The sequence below is a fragment of the Pseudoalteromonas rhizosphaerae genome, from assembly GCF_902498845.1.
Lineage (GTDB): Bacteria > Pseudomonadota > Gammaproteobacteria > Enterobacterales > Alteromonadaceae > Pseudoalteromonas > Pseudoalteromonas rhizosphaerae.
This window is the reverse complement of sequence record NZ_CABVLM010000007.1, coordinates 241,047-265,077: the sequence shown is the minus strand read 5'-3', so window position 1 is coordinate 265,077 and position 24,031 is coordinate 241,047. Positions and strand designations below refer to the sequence as shown.

Below are 24,031 nucleotides of genomic sequence, written 5' to 3'. Positions count from 1 at the left end.
GCGGGCAAACCCTAGCACCTAGTCACTTCCCTAGAACCTAGCACCTTCGCTCAATAAATATAACCAATACAAAATTCTTAATTTTTGCTAATTAGCAGCTATGTACTTGGTGCTCATCGGAAAACTCTATGTTTTTAATACATTTTCATGTTAGGTTAGAGTTAAACTTAATGAAAGCTTAACGCTCTAATCATTAAGTACTATTAATTAACCACGGAGCGGTAGATTTAGTGTCTAATAAAACACTCAGTTACTACAATCAAAACGCACAAAGCTTTAGCGACTCAACGCTTAATGTTGATATGTCGGCGCTTTACGCTGAGTTTTTACCGCTTATCCCTAAACACGGCCATATTTTAGATGCAGGCTGCGGCTCTGCCCGCGACGCTGCGTATTTTAAACTGCAAGGCTTTACCGTAAGCGCGTTTGACGCAAGCGAAGAGCTTGCAAAGTTAGCCAGTAGTTACTTACAACAAGCCGTTGCAGTTAAAACCTTTCAGCAGCTTGATTGCAGCAACCAATACGATGGTATTTGGTGCTGCGCTAGTTTATTACACGTACCAAAAAACCAACTTCCGCAGGTGTTTTTAAAACTGCAAAATGCCCTAAAACCAAACGGGGTTTTGTATGTGTCGTTTAAATATGGCGATACAGAACGCGTACATAACGGTCGCGAATTTACCGATTTAAATGAAGACGGCCTAACCGCGCTAGTTGCTCATCACACCGAGCTTAAAATACTAAAACAATGGCAAACGGTCGACCAACGACCAGAGCGCGAAAGCGAAGTGTGGCTCAACGCATTATTAACGCGCAGCGAATTAATAAATGAATAGCTTTAACGAACAGCACCAATTGCAAAGTAATAAGCAGCAGCTTATTACGGGTGCCGATGACCCGCTATTACCTAATCTTGTACATGCAATAAATAATGCCACAGAGATTGAAATCACAGTGTCATTTATCCAACCCAGTGGCTTGGCTTTGTTATTTGACCCACTCAATGAAGCTTTACAAAGTGGCGCAACACTAAAGCTGTTAACCTCCGATTACCTTGATATTACTCATCCTAATGCGCTCAGAGAGCTAATGGTATTAGTGGATCGTGGTGCCGATGTGCGTATTTACCAAACACAGAGCAACCAAAGCTTTCACATGAAGTCGTATATTTTTGTCAAAACAAACGACACCAGCGAAATTACGTCTGGTTGTGCCTTTATTGGCTCAAGTAACATTAGCGCCAGCGCACTTACTAAAGGTCATGAGTGGAATTTTAGACATGATTACATGCAGCCAAAAACAAGCCAAGCAGCGCAGCAATTTTTAAGTATTCGGAATGCTTTTAATCATATTTTCAACCACGAGTTTGTCAGCAATTTAAGCCATGAATGGATTAATAACTACATTGCTAGGCGCAAAACACAGCGGTTTGTAGCGGTAAATCATGCCGATACAGCGGAACAAATTATTGAACAAAGCGAAGCTAAAACACCAAGGCCAGCTCAAATTGAAGCGCTCAATGCTCTAGCGCAAACTCGCGCTGAGGGCTTTAAACGTGGCTTAGTAGTGTTAGCAACAGGCATGGGTAAAACATGGTTAAGCGCGTTTGATGTTAAACAATTCAAAGCTAAACGAGTATTATTCGTCGCGCACCGTGAAGAAATACTTGTACAAGCACAGCGTACTTTTGCTGAACTACTGCCGCTTTCAACGGGATTTTATAACGGTAAACACCGCGACAAAAACGCTGACTGTTTATTTGCTTCTATTCAAACCATTGGCCGTAGTAATCATTTAAAACAATTTGCGCCAACGGCGTTTGACTACATCATTGTTGATGAGTTTCATCATGCCAGCGCCCGTGTTTATCGTCAGCTATTAAACTATTTTGAGCCACAGTTTTTACTTGGTTTAACCGCCACGCCAGAACGAACCGACCAAGCCGATATTTTAGGATTGTGCGACAACAATTTAGTGTTTGAGCGAAACTTAACGCAAGGGATAGATCAAAAAACGTTAGTGCCGTTTCATTACTACGGCATTTGGGACGAAAACGTAAACTACCAGGCCATTCCATGGCGTAATGGTCGATTTGATCCCGCAGCACTAGAAAACAAATTTGCGACACAAAAACGTGCCGATCATGCGCTTGCACAGTGGCAGCAATACAAACAACAGCGTACGCTAGGCTTTTGTATTTCCACCAAACATGCCGATTACATGGCTGATGCGTTTAATAAAGCGGGTGTAAAAGCACTATCAGTACACAGCCAATCAAAAGTACGCCGTAATGAGGCGCTTAAACAATTAGAACAGCGCCAAGTTGAAGTATTATTTACCGTTGATCTATTTAACGAAGGCACTGACTTACCCAGCATTGACACCATATTAATGCTGCGCCCAAGTGATTCTAAAATACTGTTTTTACAACAATTAGGGCGTGGCTTGCGAACGCTAGAAGGTAAAACGCATTTAGTGGTGCTAGACTTTATTGGTAACCACCATAGCTTTTTAAATAAGCCTTATGCGCTACTCCATGAAACTACGCCAAGTGGTGTAGTAAAAAAGCTTAAAAAGCCAAATCTTGCTAACGGCTGCTTTATAAATATTGATTTAAAAGTCACCGACTTTTGGCAACAACTTGCTAAGGCGCAGCGCACCACCGCCCTTGAAGATATAACACAACTTGCTGAGCAACTTGGGCATTTACCTACCTTAAGTGAGTTTTACTACCACTATGGGGATATAAAAAAGGTAAACAGCAATTACACAAGTTGGTTTGAGTTAATCGCTAAAACACACAACATTGATGATGAGGCACAACAAGGCGCTGAGCAACTAGCGCCGTTCTATGACTTTTTACATAAGGGCATACAAACAACCAGTATGACCAAATGCTTTAAAGCTATTTTGCTTGAAGCATATGTAGCATTAAATGGTTTTGCTATTCCCCCAACAGTTGCAGAGCTTGCAGCCATGAGTGCTAAAGTATTAGCGCGTCATCCAAATTTAAAACAACACGATTTATCAGCCAAAGAGCAGCAAGCTGCCGCTGATTCACAAACATGGCAAAGCTACTGGCGTAAAAACCCAATCAAAGCTTACACCAATAAAAATAAAGATGGCACGCAGTGGTTTACGCTAGAAAACGACACAGTAAAAGCCACATTTGACGTACCCGCAGAAAAATGCGAATTACTAAACAACGCCGTGTTTGAGCTGGTTGAATACAGCTTAGCTAAATACAGCCAACGGCTAAAAGTAAACATAGCAACAACTAAACAAAATACCGAGCAACAAGCTGACAATGTGACTCAGCTAGAGTTTAAAGCTCTTGCCGATACAGCAAAAGAGCAAGATAACGCATTAAAGCTGCCGTACTTCCCCAATATAAAAATTGCCTGCGGGCATTTTAAAACAGGGGATGAAAGCGATATGGAATTAATGGATGCGCCACTTGGCGCGGGGAAGCTCGACCCACAAGTGCATTTTTTAGCACACGCATCGGGTAACTCAATGAATGGCGGTAAACACCCAATACTTGATGGTGATTTATTGCTGCTTGAGCTTATCACACCCGATAAAGCGGGGTCGCTACGTGGTCAAATAGTGGCGATAGAACGAGATGATATAGGCGGGGAAGGGCAGTATTTACTGCGCAAAGTTAATAAACTATCTAATGGACAATATGAGCTAATTGCTCAAAACCCAGATTATGAAGTAATGATTGCAGATGAAAGTATGCGAACCTTCGCACGGTTTAAACAAGTGGTTGCAGAGTAGTTTGTAGTCGCGCTTTAACTTGTAGGCGCAGAGCTTGCTCGCGCGAAAAGCGCAGCTTTTAAATTTGTAGGTCGTGCCGTAGGTGGGAGTTTACCTCGCGCTTTTAAAGTGTAGGAATTGGCTTGAGCCGTGATTTTTACATGGTTTTGGGAAAAGGGATTAAAACCTCTATTCGAGGTTTTATCGCGTTGGCGATGGCAACCAAAGGGCGGCTGCCGCCGACCGCCCCTTGGAACCCCACGGCGCCCCGAGGATCACACTTGATCTTCAACTAGCGTTAATGATGTGAACGTAATCAGCGTAGATAGGCCATCCATGGCCAAGCTACGCTTTTTACAGCATCCATGCTGTAAATTACTCATCATTAACTCAGTTTCGGGTGTGATCACGGGGGAGTTGGAGTGTGTTGGTAGATTGGTGTTTATGAATTACGGTTATTTTTTTATTGTAAAGCCGAGACTGAATGTAACGTGAACGTTTGTTGCTGTAATAATAATAAACTGTTACGTTAGTAACCACATAATAAGAAAGGACTCTACTAAATGAAACTCAACCAAGTTTTATCTATTGTTAACCAAGTCGAAAAGTCTAAGTTCATTTCATGCCTCGATCGCCTTTGTTCTGATGCAGCTAAAAATAATAAAACACTTGCTAAAACAATCGATAATATTGACGGCCAAATCAAAAATGCTTCAGGCAGCGAAATAACTCAGCTATTTAATACCGTCCGCGAGTTCTTCAAAATTTCTGTAAAAGAACAGATTCTAATGAGTACTGCTCAGCTTAACTTATTGGTTAATATTTTAAGTCGTGACGGCAACGGAGTTGCCAGAATAAGCTGGATTGAGTCGCTCTATGAAAAAGAGTGGGCTGAGCTATCTACGCTTTCAAAAGAATTAAAAGAGTGTATTCATCAAGGCTATAGTGAGAGTTTTTTAGAAAGAAATCGAGCACTAAAAATCTATCACGCTTGTATGAAAGAAGCATATTTTAATGACGAAAAAAATAACCGTGATGCCAAAGTTACCGATGATGAACGCAGTATTCTTAATGTGCTTGCAGATGAGTTAAATCTCACTACAGATGAATGTGCTGCTGTTGAGCATTTGGTTGATGTTATTCCTAAGAATGGTGTGCTAGATGCTTTAAATAGCCTAAGGGATATAGGATTAGTATTTATCAGTAAAAAGCGCCAAGAGGTATTTATTCCTGATGAAATAGTTACCTTACTGAATGAAATTCAAGGAAAAGACCTTGCCGATAAATATGTTCTAAGGATATTAAGAACCTGTACTGATGCAGAGCTTTCCAATGCACTTAAAGCTCATGGCCGTAAGATTCGAGGCGTAAGCCGAACTGATAAAATTCAAACAATTATTCATTCAGGTATTAGCGCTGCAAAACTATTGTCTGATGATATTCATAACGTTGAAGATAATCAAAACCAGCGTAAAGAACGATTAAAACAACTGATCCAAGATTTAGAAATTGATACCGAAAAACTAGGCACAACTTTAGATGAGCGTATTGGTTTAATATTGTCATCGCTATCAGGTGCAACAGAAAAAGAGTTTGATTCTCTAAGTGCAAGCGGTTTTAAACAGCTTCTAAAAACATTAGAAGAACACTTCCCAACAATGCAAGCTGTGCTAAAAGAAGCGTTTGAACTCGAAGCGAACGAAGTGATTGACACTGAAAAGCTTCGAGCTTTGAGTATTACACCACATGATATTTTATATTTACTCTCAAATGACGAAGTAAAAGAAGTTCGTGACAGCATGGGCTTATCTAAACGTGGTAACCCGCGCTTTGCTATCTTAGAGAGCTTTGCTAATGCGACAGATAAGTTGATTGAAAATTACGACGCACTAGCACGTCGTGATATTAACGCGCTAAGAGAAGCTGGCGCTGATGTAATTGAAGCTGACATTGGCGTTAAGTTTGAAGAAGTCACAAAAGCTATTTTTGAAATATTAGAACTTAATATTGATGAAGATCTCCGAAAAGACTTAAACACCACTAAAGATAAAGCGGATATCGTAATTTCACTCAGCGATAACGACATAATTATTGGTGAAGCAAAAACCTGTAAAAATGGTGATTTTGCAAAATACTCTACAACGTCTCGCCAAGTAAAAGCATATGTAACCCGCGCAGAAAATCAGGGTAAACGCGTAGCACAAGTATTGATAATTGCCCCCAGCTTCTCAGATGATTTTATAGAGTCTGCTGAAATGGATACCGAAGTTAATATCTCATTGTTAGAAGCACATGGCCTCAAGTTAATACTTGATGCCTATAAGTCTAAACGTAACCCAAGTTTTGCGCCTAAGCTACTGACTAAAGGTGGCTTGTTGAAAGCTGAGTTAATAGCTAAGAATATTTAAAGGGTTGTAGGAGTTTCAGTTGTGCTTCTAATAGACTTTCAACCCTCTATTCGAGGTTCATGCCAGATTGCTGGCGGCAACCAATGGGCGCTCTTTACCAAGATAAAGCGCCGTCCGCCCCTTGGAACCCCACGGCGCCCCGAGGATCACACTGTGTCCTCAAGTTAAAAATTGATGTGAACGTAAGCGCCGTGTATTCGCCATCCATGGCGAAGTCACGGCTTAACTTGCATCCATGCAAGTGATTACTCATCAATTTATACCTTTCGGGTGTGATCACGGGGAGTTGGAGTTATGAACATTGGCAAGAACTTTTAGCTTATATTCTTATTTTTTACGAGTGACTTTGAACCGAGTTATTACAAGTAGCTTATAACAATAATTATTAAGGAATAAAAATGGCGATAAAGCCGATTATATATAGTAAATCCTGTATAAAAACATTAACAGCGGTGGAAGCTGATATAACACGTTCGAACCAGCACGAATTTCAGGGAGTAGCTCCGCTAAAGGATATATTTGGCCTTAAACGAGTAACTAAAAAGGCGAGTTTTTCTATTCGGGGCGATAGTCGTACTTATATTGTGGATTTGACATGGTATGATTCACGAGAAGGAAATCCAAATAGATCTGCTGAATTTAGATTATACTTTCAAAGCTCACCTGTTATGGAGATTGCGCAAGAAGGTGATGTAATAGCAATTGGATATGATATGAACAGTAATATTCACTGTGAACTTATCCAAAGCTATAGAGGTACACATAAGCCTACACAATGGCAAATCTCTCAAGGTGCAGCATAGGCTTCATTGCACTATAAACGTTCAATTAACTTTATTAAGCAAGCACCTAATTTTTTGCCTAACAGCGGAGGCACAGCGTTACCAACTTGTGTGTACTGCGGAACTTCGAATTTTCGCATCTGGCCTCCTGTTGTGACTTTTGAGCGGAATTCAAATTGGTCAGGAAATGATTGTATTCGAGCCATTTCCCTTACGGTCAGTACACGAAGTTCGCTCTTGTCGTAATGGCAGGCGTCGTCTGGGATTGATAGGGCTGCAGGTGCAGGAGAATCTGCAATTAAAGCTTTTTGAGTTTGCTTTTTAGTTGGGTGCTCTAATAGGTACTGGATTAGAGCAGACTTATTTTTAAATTTAACCAATTTATTTTGCTGATTTAAAAACTCTTTATTGAGTAATAAAGCTGTGCTCTCATTACTTAAGGTTGCTACACCATTTTTAAGAATATTAAATACGTCTTTTGTTACTTGTTTTTTATCAATATCTTGTAATATTTGGTAAATTCTAAAACGTCTTTTTACAATATCACTGTTGGCTCTTAGTTCATGATTTTTTAGCTCGGTGACATTACCTAAGACACCTGAAAAGTGGGTATTTAATTCATTAATATACGTAGATGTTTTTGATGGACTTGTTAGCTTTAAATCATCAAGTGCATCTTTCACTGTTGCGGTATTATCTGCGATTAAGCAGCTAAGAAAGCTATCTTTAAATAGCTTAAAGTGCTCTATTTTTGTTATGTCAAAATAGGGCAAATCACCAAATTTTACGCTACTAATGTTCTTTTTAGCCTTTTTATAAAAGCTAACAGATTGCTTGAACAATTCTATTTCAGTTTCATTTAAACTCTTAAGCTTTTCAAAATAGTCTCCACGTATTGCAATCATGATGAAGCGAGGTCTGTTTTGAGCTATTCCAGAGAACCTTGCGTTAATATGAAGACAAAGTGGAATGTACCCTTTAGTTGCAAATACTTTTGCAACTTCATGCCACGCATGGAATTGGTTTCCTTCTTCGTCCTTAAAAGCGCGTAAGATACCTGTTACGTTTTCGAGCATTGCAATTTTAGGGCGAACTTGAGACACGAAAGTTGCAAATTCCCATGGTAAAGTATTTTTATCGCAATCTTTTTTACGCATACCCGCCATACTGAAACTTTGGCATGGTGGCCCGCCTGAAACTAGATCTAACTCACCTTCACCGAATGAATTATGTAGTTCATCGCATAGCTCTGAATTTGCTTTTAACAGTTTATTAAGTTCAACAATACTGCCAACTATAAGTTTATTTTGAATGTTTTTTAAGTCATTAGGTAAATCAGAGAACCCATCTTTATTGTCGAACTCAGGAAAGTTAAAAGGGTTCTCTCTTAATCTAGGTTTTAAATCTTTATGATTACTGTTTAACCACAGTGTATTTTGTGGCATTAAGTTATCTTCAGCTAATTGTGCTAAATCTTCTTTAAAAAAATTATAAGCAAAAGTTTCTGCTGCCATAGGTGATAGTTCATTAGCAAGTACGGTATTGAAACCGACACTTTCTAGCCCTAATGTTAAGCCGCCACAGCCTGCAAACAATTCAATATGATTCAAAACACACCAAGTAATTAATGAAAACCATCGAATTTTACGGTAATTGCTCTTAAAAGTCCAGGTAAGAATTTATTATTTTATATGTTGACTTAAGAGTATGAAAAGAATAAGTTAATTTAAGGCTTATGAGAGTAGCCTTCCTTCCTGTAAAGACCCTTTGTGTCCTCTCTGTAGATAAAGTTGTGAATTCGCAGCTAGATTTACAGTGTTCGGACTGAAATCAATGAATAACTTTAACTACATATATTTACGGCACGGGAAGTGCCATCCTGATTATAGGAAAAGCGTTTAGCATCACCCATTTAACCTAAATTTATTTTAGCTGCGATGAATTCCAAAATATTTGGACCATCGAAAATGATAAATGAAAAACGACTAAAACAAGAAGCAAAACTTTTAAAGAAAAACAATGACAGTTTAAATCAAGCCCAAGCACTAAATATTGTTGCTCGCAAATATGGTTATCCTACTTGGCCTGAAGTTTCAAAAGAGTTAAAAAAGCAAGAGATAGAAGGTATTCCCATACCAAGTATTTCAACAAATTTTGTTGAATACAATGAAGTTGAAATGTCAGATAAGGATTATGAAGTTTATGAGCAAGAAAGGGCCAGTGACTTACAACTAGACCAAAAATTATTGTTGAGAAGTAATACCGTTGCTTTGACCAAGTTAGGTGTAGAGTTTTCTCTTTTTGAGCCTACGCAAACAGGTTTGAATAAATCTATTCTGGATGCAACTCAATCAGTAAGAGATCATTTCGAGTTAGAGGAATTTCATTATTACTTCCAACAAGAGCAAGGTGTTATAAGAAAAGAAGTTAGCTACTTAGTTAATCAGAATGAAATAAAAGAAATTGTTGGAAGTTTTTACCGCCCTAAAACTAAGCAGGGTGATCCAAGGATGTGGTATAGGCAATTACCAAAGTTTGCCACTGCAGGTGATCAAGTTGCCATTATTATATACCAAGGCTCACCACACCTAATTAACCTGAGTCGAATTGATTTAGAGGTTGAACTACAGAACCCCTATAGCCAAATTTATAAATTAATAACAAACTACATAAACAAAGAGTTCTCTTATTCAGCAGAGCTACTTAATAAGATAAAAGAATTAGCTATAAAGCCATTCAAAGCACAGCGAAGTGGTGATACAGCAATAGGTTATACATTAGAGACTTTACTTGGCATTGATGCAAATTCATCAAAAGATCCGGATTATCATGGTATAGAAATAAAGTCTGGTAGAGGAAGTAAAAACCGGACAACCTTGTTTGCCCAAGTTTCTGATTGGAATTTAAGCCCTTGTGGTTGCAAGGGAGTTGATTTTACTAAAGGCTCTAGTGCAAAAATTTTAGATAGATACGGCTATGAAAGAGAAGATGATTTTAAATTGTACTGCACAGTCAGCACTCAACGCCAAAATACTCAAGGACTGCATTTTATATTCAACAAGCAAAAGGATCAGCTTGAAGAATGGTATCGAAATGAAGAGTTAGTCGCTGTTTGGCCTGCTAAGTTATTGAAAAAAAGGCTAATTGAAAAGCACTCAGAGACTTTTTGGGTGCAAGCTAAAAGCTTCAAAGAAGGTGGCGAGGAATTTTTTCAACTAGAAAAAATAGTTCATACTAAAGCACCTGTTTTGAGTCAGCTCATACCATTGATCAGCTCAGGTGTTATTACAATGGATCATTTGATAAAACGTTCTGGTAAAACTGGTCGTGTTACAGAAAAAGGGCCGCTATTTAAAATAGATAAAAGAAACTTAGAGCTACTTTTCCCTGAGCCGATTGAGATAAATTTGAAGAATGAAATTCATAATGTTTAGTAGGGGGTAGATTAACATGCCGCTGCTAAGACAGTTCCCCGTGATCACACCCGAAATTAAATTAATGATGAGTAATAACAGCGCATGGATGCGCGTTAAGCTGTGACTTCGCCATGGACGGCAAATACACAGCATTTACGTTCATATCATTAATTTAAATTGAGGAAATAGTGTGATCCTCGGGGCGCCGTGGGGTTCCAAGGGGCGTACGGCGCTATGCGCCCCTTGGTTGCCGTCGCCAACGCGACATAACTAAAAGTTTGCAATTAAAAACCAAAGCGCGAGGTAAACTCCCATCTACAAGCTATTTTGCAGATAGGTAATTATACAAAGACACACTACTGTGCCTGCCACTGAAATAGAGTGAATTGCACCAATTATTTTATCAACAGGTCTTGCATGTTTGGCTACAAAACGCCCATCAAACATCGGAGTGGGTATGCGGGAGCGTTCAAAAAACATGGCGAAAATATAGAATGAGGCACTAGCACCGATACCTCTATCCCAACTAGGTGGGTCCACGCCATCTTTCTCCATATTTTTATTAATATACTTAATCGAAATTCTTGAAAATAATATCGATGAAGCAAAAGTACTAATGAGAAAAATATAGAATAAGTAAATTAAAAAAGGTGCTAACTCCATCTATAAAATAAAAAATTCTAGAATCATCATAGAAAAAATACTTAACAAAAACCCAGTGGTAGAAATAAGATGTAAACAGGCTAAAAACTTGTCTATTGGTCTTGCATACTTTGCAACATGACTGCCATTAAATAGTGGTGTTGGTATTCGTGCTTTTTTAAAAAAAATAGCCATAGCGTAAAATGGCGCACTTGCGCCTATACCTCTGTCCCAACTTGGAGAGTCAATTCCATCTTGTATCATTTTACTATCAATGTATTTAATTGAAATACGTGGAAATAACACAGCCATTATCATTAGATAAAAAAAGAAAAAAATGGTGCTGTATAATAGTATTTCTAGTATGGGCATTAGAAAACTTCTTTTGTTAAAGGTTGTCTATCATATAAATTCTCAGTAATCTTTTTTGCTTTTTCATTAACATATAAGCTTGCTCCAAAACCAAGAAGCAGGCCAACCCCCACAGCCACTATCCAACCATAAGGGGTTAGCATAAGAAATGTTGACAAAGCAGTTGTTGCAGCTGTTGCAGTATAAATCCCAGCTAAAGTTGAAGCCCCAAAACTTGCTAGCTCAGTAGATAAACTTCTTTGCCAGTCGTCACCATTTCTATAATCGTTGTAAACTGAATTAGCTCTAAAAACACCATCGAGTAAGATCATGCCATTACCAAGCCAACGGCCTGTGTTTTCAATGTATTTAATTTTTTTAAATTCTGCGGTGCTGCTTATATCTAATTTAGTGGAGTGCCTGGCACTTTTTGCTATGTGAACACCACGATTAGGGTTAGACCAAACTGTGCCTCTTCGACTGGCACGGTTAGTATTCATAAAACGTTGTAACTCAGCTTGATATTTAACTTGCAGCTCCTTAAATATAGCGAGCGCTTTTTGCTCTAAAGCGACCATGTGGTATTTGGGTGTGCCTGACTTATGTGCAGCTCGTATGTCTTTTAAAGCTACTTCATATTTAGACGCTAAAGCGACAAACTTTGAGCTGCGGGCTTGAACTGATGTAGCACCAGAGCCGACAAGGCCATGTGTGTTGTTTGCTAAAAAGGGTATAACTTGAGCTTGAAAGTCAGAAATAGCAAGCAGTGTTTCGCTGCCAAAATCACGCAGCATTCCAGCGATATTTCTTCTTGATTGTGCAGATAAAAGCGCAAATTGATTGACTATATTTTTTTGTTCAATTGAGGGGGCATCCAAGGAATTTGAGTATTCCTTGCGCCAAATATAGGGTGTTCCAGAAGTTATTATTTCATTCTTTATATGGCTATTGTCTTTTGAGAAAGTATCTTTTTCGTCAGTTTTGCATTGAACTGCTTTTTTTGTCACTGGATCAAAACAAATAACTATATCTATCGCCATGGTAATTCCTTTTACTTTAATGGGTACTGCATGATGATAAATCGCATAGTAATAATAGTCAAATTGATGAACTCACTAAAGCGAGCGTTGGAGACTATTTTGTATCGATTTTTTTTGCTGTTTTCCCTGAAAAGAGCCCCAATTGAGGAGTCTTAAAGCCGTGACTTCGCTATGGGTGAAGAGCGTAGTTTTAAGCTAGAGAGAAGGATACCCCAACTGGGAGCGTACAGAGATATGCAAGTTGGGCGCATACTCGGCGTTTACGTCCATATCAACTTTTAGCTTGAGGAAGTGAAGGGCATGGATGCCGACAGTAATCCGCTTAATGGATGAATTACTTGCAGCAGAGTTTATTTAAAGACAAATCGCTTTTAGGTTGCCGTCGCCAACGCGACATTAACCATCAAACTTGAAAAGCGCTGTATTTTCACAATCACCGCATACTAATGAGTAGAGCTCTTTGCGTTTGCTCACCTTGGTATTGGCGCTGGTACATTGCGGGCAAGGCGTTTTCATTGGTGTATTGGTATCGCACTCAGCACATGTAACAAAATAGCCGTAGCGACCTGAGCGAGCTTTTAGCGTGGTTTGATTGTTGCACTGCTTACACTGTAAATTTATTTCATTGGCAATATTTGGTTGCTCTTGAGTTATTGGTGCAATAGCTGCTGATTCATCCTGATAAATCGGGCTTGGTTCGTTGAGGCTTGTTGCTATTGCGTCAGGTTTTAACTGTGTAGAAGGAGCAAAATTTTGCTCTAAAAGAAACTCACAGATCCTAACTAGGCTTTCTTCACTAAACCATGGGCGAACATTAGTTGAGAAAAAGTGCAGGGCGTTTGGTGTTGAAGCAGGTAACTTCATTATGTCTAAAAGCTTATCAGCTATAAACTCAGACTTAACGAGACGCTCTTCAAGCGTTTTTGGCGTGTTATCTCGATTAATTATGGCATTACTCGATATTGCACAGATGCTATGCCATTCACGGCCACCAAAGTTTTGTTGTATTTTACCAAACATCTTTGGCAGGAGTTGAGGAGCATTGTCTCTTACTAAACTTTTTAGTAATGCCAATTGTAGCTCAACTTGTTTGATTGGTGATGGCATGCCTTGCCATTGCCCACGGTAACTGCGGCTCCACTCTTGATGTTGGTTTATAGCGACTTCACCGGTAATACTCTTTGATTCAATAAGAATAAACCCGTAGGTGTAAACAATAAGGTGATCTATCTGTGCGGTTTCGCCGTTGTGTTTAAACTTTACATCATTAAACACAAATACTTGAGGGTGGTCTTTAAATGCGCGGCGTAAGTAAAAGGCCACGTCTAGCTCTTGCTTTTGGCCTGCTTTTAATTTTGCTGAGTTGGTTGTGACGAGCGTTTTATCTTTTAAAATCATGAGGCATCCTTTCAATCATGTATTTGCATAGAATAACATTGAAGTACCTAATAAAAATACTGCTCTGATTAATTTGATTTAAAAACAATCACGGCTGAAGCCGTTTCCTACAAGGGAAAGGTTCTAGGTTTTAGGGAAGTGACTAGCTGCTAGGATGTTTGCACAAGCTTGCTAACTCACACAATGAGGCTGCGCTTTTAACGCCAGCAAGCTGCGTGTCTATGGGATAAATTTTTACGTTGGTTGAAATTTATTGCTTTGACGCGCTAAAGCACGACCTACAATTTAAGCGCAAGATAAACTCCCGCCTACGGCACGACCTACATTTTAAAAGCTTCGCTTTTCGCGTCAGCAAGCTAACGCCTACGGTGGTAAAAGGCGCTAGGTTTTAGGGAAGTGACTAGCTGCTAGGGTTTTCCGGTAGCCTTTTGTTTTCTTATTTACTTCTGTTTGCGCTTGCAACAAATTTAAATGCTGTTGTTATGGCAATTCCTCCGTCACTTTCCAAAAACTCAACTGATAGTAATAGCCGTGCATGGATAAAATCTTGGTCGCGAACTCGGTTATATTCTGTCTTGTTGGTAATTTAATAGTTTTATAATATAAAATTAACATTTTGCTGTGTTTTGACTATAGTAAGGCTTGGCACGTACAGGCTTGTTCGTGCTTACAACATTAAACTACACACAATAAGGTTTAACCTATTTATAAGGACTCATTAAATGTTTATAAGATTTAAACCACTACTAGCATGCTTGCTCTTTATGTTAGTAAGTACTGTAACGAGTGCTGCTGTTAATCTACAGGGCACCACTGATATTCATGACCCTTCTACAATAATGCGCGAAGACGGTGTTTACTGGACTTTTGGTACAGGCACTGGATCGAGCGGATTACCCATAAATGCACTTTATTCTACCGATATGGTTAACTGGCAGCGTGGTCCGTCACCTATCGCGCCTAATACATACCCAAGTTGGATCAACAGTAAAGTCCCTGGTTTTGATGGTAATTTTTGGGCTCCTGACATAATTGAGATGAAGGGTAAATACTATCTGTATTACTCTGCTTTTTCAGCAAGCCAAGGTATGCACTCAGCTATTGGTGTTATGGTCACCGATTCACTTAATAATCCTAATTGGCAAGATTTAGGTATGTTAGTGTCGACTAATGACGACCCTGTTTCGTCTGCTGGGTTTGCGGTAAATGCGATTGATGCAGGTGTGTATCGCGACACTGCGGGCAAAGTATGGATGATTTATGGATCTCACTATGCGGGTATTTTTATCAGGCAGCTTAACCCTGATAACGGTAAGCTTATGAATAATACACGTTACCCAGCTGTAGGCAGTGGTGGCGATTGGAATGAGTTTGAAGCTGCACAAGTACAGTACATTAATGGTTATTATTATCTTTTTGCTAACCTAGCAGATTGCTGTAAAGGTAAAGAGAGTGATTATTATATTGTTATGGGCCGTTCGACTTCACCTACAGGACCTTTCCTTGATAAGAACAATGTTGATATGTGGAACTACGGCGGCAGTACCGTATTATCAACAGAAGGTATCTACATCGGCCCAGGCCATTTTGGTTACCTGCGCCACGGCGAACAAGATTTAGCGACAATCCATTATTATGATGGCAATTCTCCTACGGGTTGGCCTGCGCGTTTAGATGTACTGAAAATTCAATTTGGCAATGATGGCTGGCCATACTTTTCTCGCAACCTTAATTTAGGCAACGATACGCGTCTGCGCGATGGCCGTGTAAGTATTACCTCTGTACTCAGTGGTAAAGCGTTAGAGGTGAGTAATGCTGGGCTAAATGATGGCGATAATATTGTGCAATGGGGATATTGGGGCGGTACTAATCAGCAATGGGATATTGTTCATGTAGGTGGCGGTTATTACAGTATTACCAATGTAGCTAGCGGCAAGTCAATTGATGTATACGACTGGAGCCAAGACAATGAGGGTAATATTGTGCAGTGGGAGCTTTGGGGTGGCGAAGGTCAACGTTGGTTAATGCAATATACTGGTAATGGCCATTATGCATTAAGAAGCGCATGGAGCGGCTTGGCCCTTGATGTATTTGATATGAGCACCGAAGATGGCGCAAATATAGTGCAGTGGGAATACTGGGATGGTGAAGGTCAGCAATGGAATATTAACTATCTAGATTAAATTGAAAAATAAAAACGGTGATTAATATTGCCGTTTTTATATTTAAAACTAACCACTTACTAATTTTGACAGTGTGATTGTTAATTTTAGGTACTGCTGGTGTGCAAACTGGTTTTAAAATAATCACAGCCCACAAGATATAGGTGCTAGGACTGTAAAAGATATTAGGTTTTAGCGGCTAGGTGCTCTAGGTTAAAGGGAAAGGGCCTAGGTTGTAGGGAATTGACTAGGTGCTAGGATGTTTACACAATCTCGCTAACTCACACAATGAGGCAATTAAGCTGGCTATTCGCCTCATTGTGTGAGGCGAATAGTTGTCATATACTGGTCTTAATTAATCTTGAGGTGAATAATAATGTGGATATGGCAGCAGCAAAACTGGCCTGATTTTAGTTGGGATCAACAAGCATTGGCGCCGCTTTTGCGTGAAGTCACTTATAACCAAGGGCTGTTAATGGGGCAAATGGGCTTGCAAAACGTTAAATTAAAGCAGCAAGCGCTTGATACCTTACTCGCTAATATTATTCATTCAAGTGCAATTGAGGGGGAGAAGCTTAACGCATTTTCTGTACGCTCGTCACTTGCTAAAAAACTCCACATTGATGAGCAGCCTTATCCAACTACAGTGCAAAGTGATAACCTTGCTGAAATGATGTTAGATGCAATTAATAATACCCATACTCCACTTGATTTAGAGCGAGTACTTAATTGGCATCGTTTATTGTTTGCCAGTGAACAGAGTTTATTTACGCAAATAGAAGGTGGCCAATTACGTGGTAACGAGCCAATGCAAGTGGTGTCGGGACGATTAGATAAACCGGTATTACATTTTACAGCGCCACCTAGAGAGCGGATTGAAAGTGAGCTATCGGTTTTTTTTAATTGGTTTAACAGCAGTCATAATGACACAACGCTAGATCCTTTTATTCGCGCAGCTATAGCACACTTATGGTTTGTAACTTTACATCCACTTGAGGATGGTAATGGGCGTATTACGCGACTTATTACTGACTTAGCACTGGCGCAAGAGCATGCCGAGGCAATCCGGTTTTATGCGATGTCGGTGGCTATTTTAAAGGACAGAAAAAGCTATTACGAAGTACTTGAAGCGACCCAACGCGGCGATCTTTGCATTACGCAGTGGATCTGCTGGTTTTTGGGCACGCTTAATAAAGCAATACAGCATACGCTAAAAAATATTGAGCAAACAGTTTTTAAAAGTAACTATTGGCTTAGTAAAGACCAAACAAAGCTAAATGAACAACAAGTAAAAGTGCTTAATAAATTACTTGATGGTCAGTTTGAGCACGGTATAAGTGCTAGCCAATATCAAAAAGTAGCTAAGGTGAGCCGCGCTACCGCTACGCGCCATTTAGCTGATTTGCAGAGGTTGGGGTTTATTGCAAAAACTGCAGCTGGGGGGCGAAGTACACGTTATGCTGTAACGCAATCACACAGTGAGGCAATTAAGTGAATTTATTGCCTCATTTAGTGAGGCGAATAATAATTATAAGTGCTGTGTTAAAAACGCAAATTGAAAAGTTTGTGTTAGTAATGACTCTATGGCTGTGTTTATGGGGATACGTTGCCATTAACCCTTTGTTTTGGTTCAACGGTTATAAACCCAAGCGCGATATAAAATCGCATCTACCTATTCAAAAATTGCGTTTTTCGCGTCAGCAAGCTTAACGCCTACGGTAGTAACAGGAGCTAGGTTCTAGGGAAGTGACTAGGGGCTAGGGTTAATTCGTAGCTCGAAGCACTTTTTATCTTCTCTGTGTAGCGCCGCGCCTCGGTGAGCTCGGTGGTAAAATTGGTTTTAAAACAATCACAGGCAAGATAAAGGCGCTAGGTTTTAGGGAAGTGACTAGCCTCTAGGATTAATCCGTAGCCCGTTTTTCAACTTACCAGTTTTACGCTATAAACTAGTCAATTAAAATTTACTTATGGGTTTTAATTTAATTACAAGCCACCATAAGTTAAATGTATATTACTTATGGTCTTGTTGATTAATTATTTAGTCTAAAAGTAAAGTATCGTTGACTTTTTCTTAAGGTATTCTAGAATTGGTTGTATAAGTAAACTATAGTTGACCATAAATGAGCGATTCCTCCGTCAAAAAAACACTCGGAAGAGTTGTTAAGCGTACTGAAATGCCTGAGCTTTCTAAGCCATTTTCACCCATGCAGCTGGCTAAAGCCATTACTGCAAAGCGAACTGGTATGAAGCTGACATTAGTGGATGTATCACAAGCGCTTGCTATTTCTAAGCCTACGCTAATAAAAATAGAAAAAGGTGATGTAACTGTGCAACTGCATAATGTACTAAAAGTTATGGAGTATTTAGGGTTGTCGTTCAGCCTTGTCAGTGATGATATAGCTCATAGCAATGATGAGGTGAGTGATGAACAGTGGTACTAACACCAATCGTTTAGATGTGTTTATCGGTCAATCGCAAAAAGTGGCTGAGATAACGCTGGCAATAGGCTCTGAAAATGAGATTTCATTTACTTATGAGGCTAAATGGATCAACGAGGGTTTTGCAGTTTCACCAAATTTGCCACTCAATGGCGATTTTGACTCTCGTGCAGTACGTAATTATTTGCAAAACTTATTGCCTGAGGGGAAAGGCCTTGAGGAAATAATTAGCAGTACGACTATTTCTAAGAATACATACTCAAACTACCTCTAGATACGAGTTTCAGTTGGAATTAAAAGCGATTTAGGCAAGGCATTGATTGCAAGTAATAGTGGTTCTATTGTTAAAATCAATAACGCAGTATAAATTGCTTTTAAACCAACCCGCTGGGCGTTTCACAGGCACTTACTCTCAGCGTTGTTACTTCTTAAAAGGGACTGCCATTCTTGCAAAGTAACGCCTTGATATTAAGCTCCTGTGAAACGCTGAATTCTGCATCTTGAAGTGGTTTGAGTATACCCTTGGCTTAATTAAAGTGATTGGCGAAGAAACATCGGGTGCTTTATCGTTTAGAGCAAGTAACCGTGCAGTAAAGCAAACATCTTTTCGTGAAGTAACGAATCACCAATTGAGTCAAAAGCTGAACCGTTTTAAGCAAGCGGGCGAGCCTATTACATTATGGGACGGGCGAACGAGGCTCTCTGTCGCTGGGGTTCAAGATAAGCTTAATTTACTCGAAATCGACGGCAGGCTGGGGTTTGGTGAAGGCGAATTATGCTCTAATAAAATATTTAAGTTTGAAACGGGCGCTGCGCCTTTCATTGCCGTAAATGAGTTATTTACTATGTTGCTGGCAAGAGGCGCAGGACTTGATGTGCCTGACGTTGAATTGCGTAGCTATGGTGAAATGCGGGCCTTTGTTATCGATCGTTTTGATAGGCGAATAGTTGTCGGAAACTTCTAATTGAAAGTCTTGCTGCTAGCGTAAAAAATGCTACGCTATCCCTAATTTAACGACAGTGATGTATATATGATTAAAAGGATTTTATTGGCTATCTGCGTGATTTCAACCAATAGCACATTGGCCGCAGAGCAGTATTCGCAATCACGGTGTGATGCTATTAAAGCCGAGCGAGAAAAAGTTCAGGATAGAATGAGGGCAGGATATAAGGCAGCTGAAGGTGAGCGTTTACGCAGGCGCTCAACTGAGTTGTTTGAAATATTGGGTCGTCACTGCATAAGCCCAACTAATGGGAGGAGCTACAGTTCAGGTTCACGAACTTATACTCGCTCATCTGCGAATGATTTATTAACTAAAAAAGTTCATGATTCAACGGTCTATAGTAAAACATACGACAGTGATAGCAAGCGACTCGCGTGGAGTAGCTTTTACCAATACCCTGAGCGCTGCCGTGCTAAAGAAATGCAACAAACTGACTTTGTTTGGTGCAGTGAAAATCGAGCTGAGCAGCGTGCAAAATTTGAAGCCCAGTGGCAAGCACCAAGCAAAGCAAGCGCGAATGTTAAACAGCCAACGGTTGTTTTATCTCAACAAAATACTACTGCAATAGCCACAATTACACATTCGATGACGCTAACCCCAGTGTCAAAAGCTGATACCCGTTTGAATACAGTTGCTTTGGAAAATGAAGGCTATAACTACAAAGTTTGGCAATTAGTGGCTGTTGGTTGCCTTGCCTTTATGGGAGTTTTTGGCGCTTACCGCTGGTTTAAAGATTAAGTGCAAACAAGTCGCTCTAAGTAAACGCTGGGTTAGGTTAGGCTTATTGTCACGTAAAGTATGAACTACGGGTTAACTCGTTACTGTGGTTTGACTTGGGGAAGATAATCGCCTTGCTCTAAACCTTTAAAGTAAGCTTGGTAACGGCCGTTTTGCTTAAACTGTAATAAGTACTGATTAAAGGTGTTGAGTAGTTTTTCACTTTCGCTGCTATTTTTTGGAAATAGTAAGAAGCTTTTATTAATTAACAGGGGTTTGGGGTGGTGGCTAATAACATTAACAAGCTCGGGTAGTTGATGTTTGAGGGTAAAGTAACCAACACTTTGCTCTTCAGCAAAGGCGTCGATACGCCCTAGTGCTAAACGACGAAAATTTTGCTCGGTATTACCTACCCGGGACATTTCAAAAGAGCCTTCGGCAAGGGCTTTATCAAACTCTGGGCCATAACTATAGCCAAGCCCACCACCGAGCAATAGGCCTTTTAAATCTGCAATATTTTGCCAATCAAAATGGCGCTGCTTTTGATAAAAAAACACAAATCGTTCACTGAGTACCGGTTCGCTATATAAGTAAACAGTTGCTCTTTCGTCACTGAACATCCATACCGCAGTAGCGGCATATTTGTTATTTTCGGTATCGTGATATGCACGTGACCAAGGTAAAAATGTAAAGTTAACGGTAATGCCTGCTTCAGCAAATATATCGCGAATTAAATGTGCTACTACACCTTGGTATGGCAGCGATTCACTGAGAAAAGGCGGCCATTCACCTGCGCTAAGTTGAATTGTCGTTGAGTCAATACTTTGCGCTGTCGGTACTGCTTTAGTGGCGTTACTTACACACAACAGTAGTAACAGACTGGCTTTGCATATGTTGCGTAATCGTTTAGCTGTTCGCATTGTGTAATTTAGCATTTATGATCATGGTAAAAATATCTGCATTGGTTATAAATTCCTCATTTATGATACTACAGTAGCGATCACTCAAAAGCGAATTAGTTAATAAACTTGTGTGCGACTTATATGAGTTGTCTGATGAGTGAAACCTGGTTGTGGTGTGAAGCAAAGTAAACAACGCTGACAACGGCGCTTTAATCGCAGAGTTTGGCTGCGCAAATTAATTACCGAGCGGTACTATTTCACCTTGTAAGCAGGGCTGCTCTGCGATTGCTTGCTGAATATTGGTGATCAGCTTATTGGCGGTGGCTGATGGCGTGCGAGTATGCGCCCACATGGCGTAAATTGGGCGAGCGGGTAGCGGTATGTTTTGCGCTACATAAGCAAACTGTTGCTTGGCGTTTAAGCTGGCAATTTCGCTCATCGGCAATAAGCCAGCTCCCACACCCGATTGCACTAGCTGGCGTGCAATGGTTATGTCGTAGCAATAGGTGATATGCTCAAAACAGCTCTTTAATTCGCTGAGCAGCGCTGCTGAAAGTTGTTTATCGGTGTAGGGCAAAATTAGGCGATTTTGCGGTGCCGTTTGTTTTTTAGTAATTACCGCTGTGGCAATTGAGCCGAGCCGCTTTTGATAAAAGCTTGAATCTTGTTGTTCGCCAATTCGTATCGCTAAATTAAAGCGCTGTTGGCTAAGCTGACTGTTTAAGTTATTTGGATAAATATGCAAATTGAGCTGAGCGTGTGATGTTTGAAACGCACTAATTGCGCTCATTAGTGGCCCAGCAATCAGGTTTTGTGGGCATAGTAGATAAAATTCTTCGTTGATATTTTGTTTACTTATTACCTGCTCAACCTGACTCGAAAGTGTTAAAACAGAGTTCGCGAGCGAGTCATAAATATGCTGCCCCGCGCTGGTGAGTAAAATTCCTCTTGCACTGCGCTGTAATAGTGGCGTGCCTAACTTTTGTTCAAATGCTTGAATGCGTCGCGATAAGGTCGATAAATTTAAATTAAGCGCTGTTGCTGTTTGGCTCATGCTTTTGCGCCGCGCAACTTCGGTAAATAAATACAGGTCGTCTAGCATGTTATTTTCTCAATCTTAGTTTGCATTTTGGTCACTATTTTAACGACTGCTATCAAAATATAGTAGTAGGGCATAGACGCAACTATGAAAATTCATTTTACATTAATCAAGTTGATATGGCTTTTTATGTTGTTTTTGTTCGGAGTATGGGCAACTTATTTAAATTTAGCTTTAACCCTAACGTTTTATGATTGCCGGTTCAATGCATTGAATGCATTTCTTTGAAAGTAGTGAGATTTTATGATTAATATAGTAGCTAAAATTACCCCAAAGACAGCGTTGTTCGCTGAGTGTAAACGTAAATTACAAGCGATTGTGGCACCCACTTTAGCTGAAGTGGGCTGTATTCGCTTTGAGTTATACACGGGTGATAATCAAACATGCTTATTTTTGGTTGAGCGGTTTATATCGCAACAAGCACTTGATGAGCATTATCAACAAGCTTATACAAAACAGGTTTTTACATTTTATGAGAGTGCATTAGCGAAAGCCGTGGAAATAAATAACTTAGCTGAAATCTGAGAAATAGGCGCTTTATGTTGCTGGGAGTAACGACATAAAGCTCCCATCGCTTATAACATATTTAGTATCTGCTTGGCTTTTATACGAGTTAAGCATGCCGCCATTGGTTGCTTTTTAAATTGCTTAGCTGAAACGGTTTGCTCTTTCCCCATATATTGATTATGCAGGGTTTGCACACTGACTTTACAGGTCACTTGATGATCATTTTCAACATAACGTAATTCGACTCTTTGTGCTTTGTTGATTAAGTTTATGTATGGGTAGCCTTCATCGGTATCAAGTTTTATTGTGGTGTTAGCTTGCGCTTGATTGCTAAAGCTAATTAATGTAATAACTAATATAATTAAATATTTCATTGTGTTAACTCTTCATTTTGCTTGGTTGGTAATATAAGTATTGCCTGATGTAGAAAAGCTGACAAACGATTAAAAATTGCTTATGCTTTAGTTTTTCTTAATTGTGAATGGCTATGACTCTACCCCCATTAAAAAGTCTCTGGTATTTCAAGCATGCGGCTGAATTGGGTAGCTTTAAGTTGGCTGCGGAACAATTATTTGTTAGCCAAGCTGCGGTGAGCCAACAAATCAGGTTGTTAGAAGCTCATTTAGGATGTCGGTTATTTAAGCGGCAAACTCGATTTGTAGAACTAACACGCCAAGGCGAACAATTGCTCCCGGCTATCTTGCAAGGGTTTAGTCATTTTCAATCTGGGATTAATTCGTTAAGCCAAGATACAAATCCACATAGTTTAAATTTATCGGTTTTACCTTCGTTTGCCAGTGGTTGGTTATTGCAACATATTAATGATTTTCAACGTCACCATCCTGGCATTCATTTACGTATTGATCCTAGCGATCAACATGCAAATTTTGCCTCTGGTCAGGTTGATTTAGGCATTCGTTTTGGGTTAGGGCAATATCCCGAGTTACACAGTGAGTTGGTCGCTGATGACAGTTTGTTACTGGCTTATAAACCAGGGTTGCTTACCCCACAATTACCTTTAAGGGCGCAATTATTACAACAGCAGTTAATTATGGATGTTTGCCCTGATGCAGAGCGTGGTTGGCAAACATTAGCGGCTGAATTAAACATTAGTACTACAGCAATGCCGGTATTTTTAGAAATCGATAACGCAGCCTTGGTGATCCAAGCGACGTTGGCGGGTCAAGGAATTGCGTTAGTGAGGCGACGTTTAATTGAGTCCCATATCAAATTCGGGCAGTTAGAAGTTTACCCTAATTTTGAATATAACTGCCACTATAAATATTATTTAGTGGGCCCTAAGGAGCATTTTAATTGGCCAAAGGTAATCGCTTTTCAAGCTTGGTTATTATCTAGATTTCAGCAAGATGATGACGCACTTAAACAATGTTTAAAGTAATACA

The 24,031-nt window shown here is 39.8% G+C and carries 21 protein-coding genes; 13 read left to right on the top strand and 8 right to left on the bottom strand.

What is annotated here, in order from left to right; all coding sequences use genetic code 11:
• Positions 1–230: 230 nt before the first annotated feature.
• From PSR9079_RS13065 to PSR9079_RS13050, 4 genes are all read left to right on the top strand, one after another.
• A complete protein-coding gene (locus tag PSR9079_RS13065) occupies positions 231–836 on the top strand; it encodes a class I SAM-dependent methyltransferase (protein WP_149981987.1) in 606 nt (201 codons plus the stop codon).
• Positions 829–3,783 (top strand): DEAD/DEAH box helicase family protein, encoded by a 2,955-nt coding sequence (locus PSR9079_RS13060; RefSeq protein WP_149981986.1) that lies wholly within the window; start codon positions 829–831, stop codon positions 3,781–3,783. The genes PSR9079_RS13065 and PSR9079_RS13060 overlap by 8 nt, the downstream gene beginning before the upstream one ends.
• 542 nt (positions 3,784–4,325) lie before the next feature.
• Entirely contained in the window at positions 4,326–6,170 is a 1,845-nt protein-coding gene (locus PSR9079_RS13055) for a hypothetical protein (protein ID WP_149981985.1), read from the top strand.
• A 398-nt stretch (positions 6,171–6,568) separates the two neighbouring features.
• Positions 6,569–6,973: a type II restriction endonuclease gene (locus PSR9079_RS13050; protein ID WP_149981984.1), complete on the top strand. Its 405-nt coding sequence runs from the start codon at positions 6,569–6,571 to the stop codon at positions 6,971–6,973.
• Between the two features lie 11 nt (positions 6,974–6,984).
• Here the strand turns inward: PSR9079_RS13050 and PSR9079_RS13045 are convergent, their stop codons facing one another.
• Positions 6,985–8,562, bottom strand: coding sequence for a DNA cytosine methyltransferase (locus PSR9079_RS13045; RefSeq protein ID WP_149981983.1), 1,578 nt, complete (start codon positions 8,560–8,562; stop codon positions 6,985–6,987).
• A 357-nt stretch (positions 8,563–8,919) separates the two neighbouring features.
• On the opposite strand from PSR9079_RS13045, the gene PSR9079_RS13040 reads away from it, so the two are divergent.
• Positions 8,920–10,386 (top strand): MvaI/BcnI family restriction endonuclease, encoded by a 1,467-nt coding sequence (locus PSR9079_RS13040; RefSeq protein WP_149981982.1) that lies wholly within the window; start codon positions 8,920–8,922, stop codon positions 10,384–10,386.
• Between the two features lie 297 nt (positions 10,387–10,683).
• Here the strand turns inward: PSR9079_RS13040 and PSR9079_RS13035 are convergent, their stop codons facing one another.
• The 4 genes from PSR9079_RS13035 to PSR9079_RS13020 all read right to left on the bottom strand — a co-directional run bounded on the left by PSR9079_RS13035 (position 10,684) and on the right by PSR9079_RS13020 (position 13,799).
• On the bottom strand, positions 10,684–11,031 hold the full coding sequence (locus PSR9079_RS13035; protein ID WP_149981981.1) for a hypothetical protein: 348 nt from the start codon (positions 11,029–11,031) through the stop codon (positions 10,684–10,686).
• Positions 11,032–11,382, bottom strand: coding sequence for a hypothetical protein (locus tag PSR9079_RS13030; RefSeq protein WP_064664731.1), 351 nt, complete (start codon positions 11,380–11,382; stop codon positions 11,032–11,034). It abuts the gene before it with no gap.
• Positions 11,382–12,401 (bottom strand): hypothetical protein, encoded by a 1,020-nt coding sequence (locus PSR9079_RS13025; RefSeq protein ID WP_149981980.1) that lies wholly within the window; start codon positions 12,399–12,401, stop codon positions 11,382–11,384. Before PSR9079_RS13025 ends, PSR9079_RS13030 begins: the two co-directional genes overlap by 1 nt.
• Positions 12,402–12,797: 396 nt before the next feature.
• Complete coding sequence (locus PSR9079_RS13020) at positions 12,798–13,799, bottom strand: nuclease-related domain-containing protein (protein ID WP_149981979.1); 1,002 nt, start codon at positions 13,797–13,799, stop codon at positions 12,798–12,800.
• 722 nt (positions 13,800–14,521) lie between these two features.
• On the opposite strand from PSR9079_RS13020, the gene PSR9079_RS13015 reads away from it, so the two are divergent.
• From PSR9079_RS13015 to PSR9079_RS12990, 6 genes are all read left to right on the top strand, one after another.
• Positions 14,522–15,982, top strand: a complete 1,461-nt coding sequence (locus PSR9079_RS13015; protein WP_149981978.1) for a family 43 glycosylhydrolase — start codon at positions 14,522–14,524, stop codon at positions 15,980–15,982.
• Between the two features lie 355 nt (positions 15,983–16,337).
• Entirely contained in the window at positions 16,338–17,456 is a 1,119-nt protein-coding gene (locus tag PSR9079_RS13010) for a Fic family protein (RefSeq protein WP_149981977.1), read from the top strand.
• A gap of 625 nt (positions 17,457–18,081) precedes the next feature.
• Entirely contained in the window at positions 18,082–18,402 is a 321-nt protein-coding gene (locus tag PSR9079_RS13005) for a helix-turn-helix domain-containing protein (protein WP_145242858.1), read from the top strand.
• Complete coding sequence (locus PSR9079_RS13000; protein ID WP_149981976.1) at positions 18,386–18,673, top strand: HipA N-terminal domain-containing protein; 288 nt, start codon at positions 18,386–18,388, stop codon at positions 18,671–18,673. Before PSR9079_RS13005 ends, PSR9079_RS13000 begins: the two co-directional genes overlap by 17 nt.
• Before the next feature lie 226 nt (positions 18,674–18,899).
• Positions 18,900–19,364, top strand: a complete 465-nt coding sequence (locus tag PSR9079_RS12995) for a HipA domain-containing protein (protein WP_246175562.1) — start codon at positions 18,900–18,902, stop codon at positions 19,362–19,364.
• A 66-nt stretch (positions 19,365–19,430) separates the two neighbouring features.
• Positions 19,431–20,141: a hypothetical protein gene (locus tag PSR9079_RS12990; RefSeq protein WP_179959186.1), complete on the top strand. Its 711-nt coding sequence runs from the start codon at positions 19,431–19,433 to the stop codon at positions 20,139–20,141.
• A gap of 80 nt (positions 20,142–20,221) precedes the next feature.
• On the opposite strand, the gene PSR9079_RS12985 is transcribed toward PSR9079_RS12990, so the two are convergent.
• Positions 20,222–21,055 carry a substrate-binding periplasmic protein gene (locus tag PSR9079_RS12985; protein ID WP_246175561.1) on the bottom strand — a complete coding sequence of 278 codons (834 nt, stop codon included), beginning with the start codon at positions 21,053–21,055 and terminating at the stop codon, positions 20,222–20,224.
• Positions 21,056–21,257: 202 nt separating this feature from the next.
• Positions 21,258–22,124, bottom strand: coding sequence for a LysR family transcriptional regulator (locus PSR9079_RS12980; protein WP_149981975.1), 867 nt, complete (start codon positions 22,122–22,124; stop codon positions 21,258–21,260).
• A gap of 240 nt (positions 22,125–22,364) precedes the next feature.
• Here PSR9079_RS12980 and PSR9079_RS12975 point away from each other — a divergent pair, with 240 nt between their 5' ends.
• A complete protein-coding gene (locus tag PSR9079_RS12975; protein ID WP_149981974.1) occupies positions 22,365–22,646 on the top strand; it encodes a putative quinol monooxygenase in 282 nt (93 codons plus the stop codon).
• 50 nt (positions 22,647–22,696) lie between these two features.
• Here PSR9079_RS12975 and PSR9079_RS12970 read toward each other — a convergent pair whose 3' ends face one another.
• Positions 22,697–23,002 (bottom strand): hypothetical protein, encoded by a 306-nt coding sequence (locus tag PSR9079_RS12970; protein ID WP_149981973.1) that lies wholly within the window; start codon positions 23,000–23,002, stop codon positions 22,697–22,699.
• A 113-nt stretch (positions 23,003–23,115) separates the two neighbouring features.
• Between PSR9079_RS12970 and PSR9079_RS12965 the strand changes: the two genes are divergently transcribed.
• Positions 23,116–24,027: a LysR substrate-binding domain-containing protein gene (locus PSR9079_RS12965; RefSeq protein ID WP_149981972.1), complete on the top strand. Its 912-nt coding sequence runs from the start codon at positions 23,116–23,118 to the stop codon at positions 24,025–24,027.
• Positions 24,028–24,031 lie beyond the last annotated feature (4 nt).

Bases quoted from the DNA above. Each gene is read 5' to 3' on its own strand.
- PSR9079_RS13030 (WP_064664731.1), bottom strand. From the start codon at position 11,382: ATGCCCATACTAGAAATACTATTATACAGCACCATTTTTTTCTTTTTT.
- PSR9079_RS13015 (WP_149981978.1), top strand. From the start codon at position 14,522: ATGTTTATAAGATTTAAACCACTACTAGCATGCTTGCTCTTTATGTTA.
- PSR9079_RS13060 (WP_149981986.1), top strand. From the start codon at position 829: ATGAATAGCTTTAACGAACAGCACCAATTGCAAAGTAATAAGCAGCAG.
- PSR9079_RS12965 (WP_149981972.1), top strand. From the start codon at position 23,116: ATGACTCTACCCCCATTAAAAAGTCTCTGGTATTTCAAGCATGCGGCT.
- PSR9079_RS12990 (WP_179959186.1), top strand. From the start codon at position 19,431: ATGATTAAAAGGATTTTATTGGCTATCTGCGTGATTTCAACCAATAGC.
- PSR9079_RS13020 (WP_149981979.1), bottom strand. From the start codon at position 13,799: ATGATTTTAAAAGATAAAACGCTCGTCACAACCAACTCAGCAAAATTA.
- PSR9079_RS13050 (WP_149981984.1), top strand. From the start codon at position 6,569: ATGGCGATAAAGCCGATTATATATAGTAAATCCTGTATAAAAACATTA.
- PSR9079_RS13040 (WP_149981982.1), top strand. From the start codon at position 8,920: ATGATAAATGAAAAACGACTAAAACAAGAAGCAAAACTTTTAAAGAAA.
- PSR9079_RS13055 (WP_149981985.1), top strand. From the start codon at position 4,326: ATGAAACTCAACCAAGTTTTATCTATTGTTAACCAAGTCGAAAAGTCT.
- PSR9079_RS13005 (WP_145242858.1), top strand. From the start codon at position 18,082: ATGAGCGATTCCTCCGTCAAAAAAACACTCGGAAGAGTTGTTAAGCGT.
- PSR9079_RS13000 (WP_149981976.1), top strand. From the start codon at position 18,386: ATGAACAGTGGTACTAACACCAATCGTTTAGATGTGTTTATCGGTCAA.
- PSR9079_RS13035 (WP_149981981.1), bottom strand. From the start codon at position 11,031: ATGGAGTTAGCACCTTTTTTAATTTACTTATTCTATATTTTTCTCATT.
- PSR9079_RS12970 (WP_149981973.1), bottom strand. From the start codon at position 23,002: ATGAAATATTTAATTATATTAGTTATTACATTAATTAGCTTTAGCAAT.
- PSR9079_RS13025 (WP_149981980.1), bottom strand. From the start codon at position 12,401: ATGGCGATAGATATAGTTATTTGTTTTGATCCAGTGACAAAAAAAGCA.
- PSR9079_RS13010 (WP_149981977.1), top strand. From the start codon at position 16,338: ATGTGGATATGGCAGCAGCAAAACTGGCCTGATTTTAGTTGGGATCAA.
- PSR9079_RS12980 (WP_149981975.1), bottom strand. From the start codon at position 22,124: ATGCTAGACGACCTGTATTTATTTACCGAAGTTGCGCGGCGCAAAAGC.
- PSR9079_RS12975 (WP_149981974.1), top strand. From the start codon at position 22,365: ATGATTAATATAGTAGCTAAAATTACCCCAAAGACAGCGTTGTTCGCT.
- PSR9079_RS12985 (WP_246175561.1), bottom strand. From the start codon at position 21,055: ATGCTAAATTACACAATGCGAACAGCTAAACGATTACGCAACATATGC.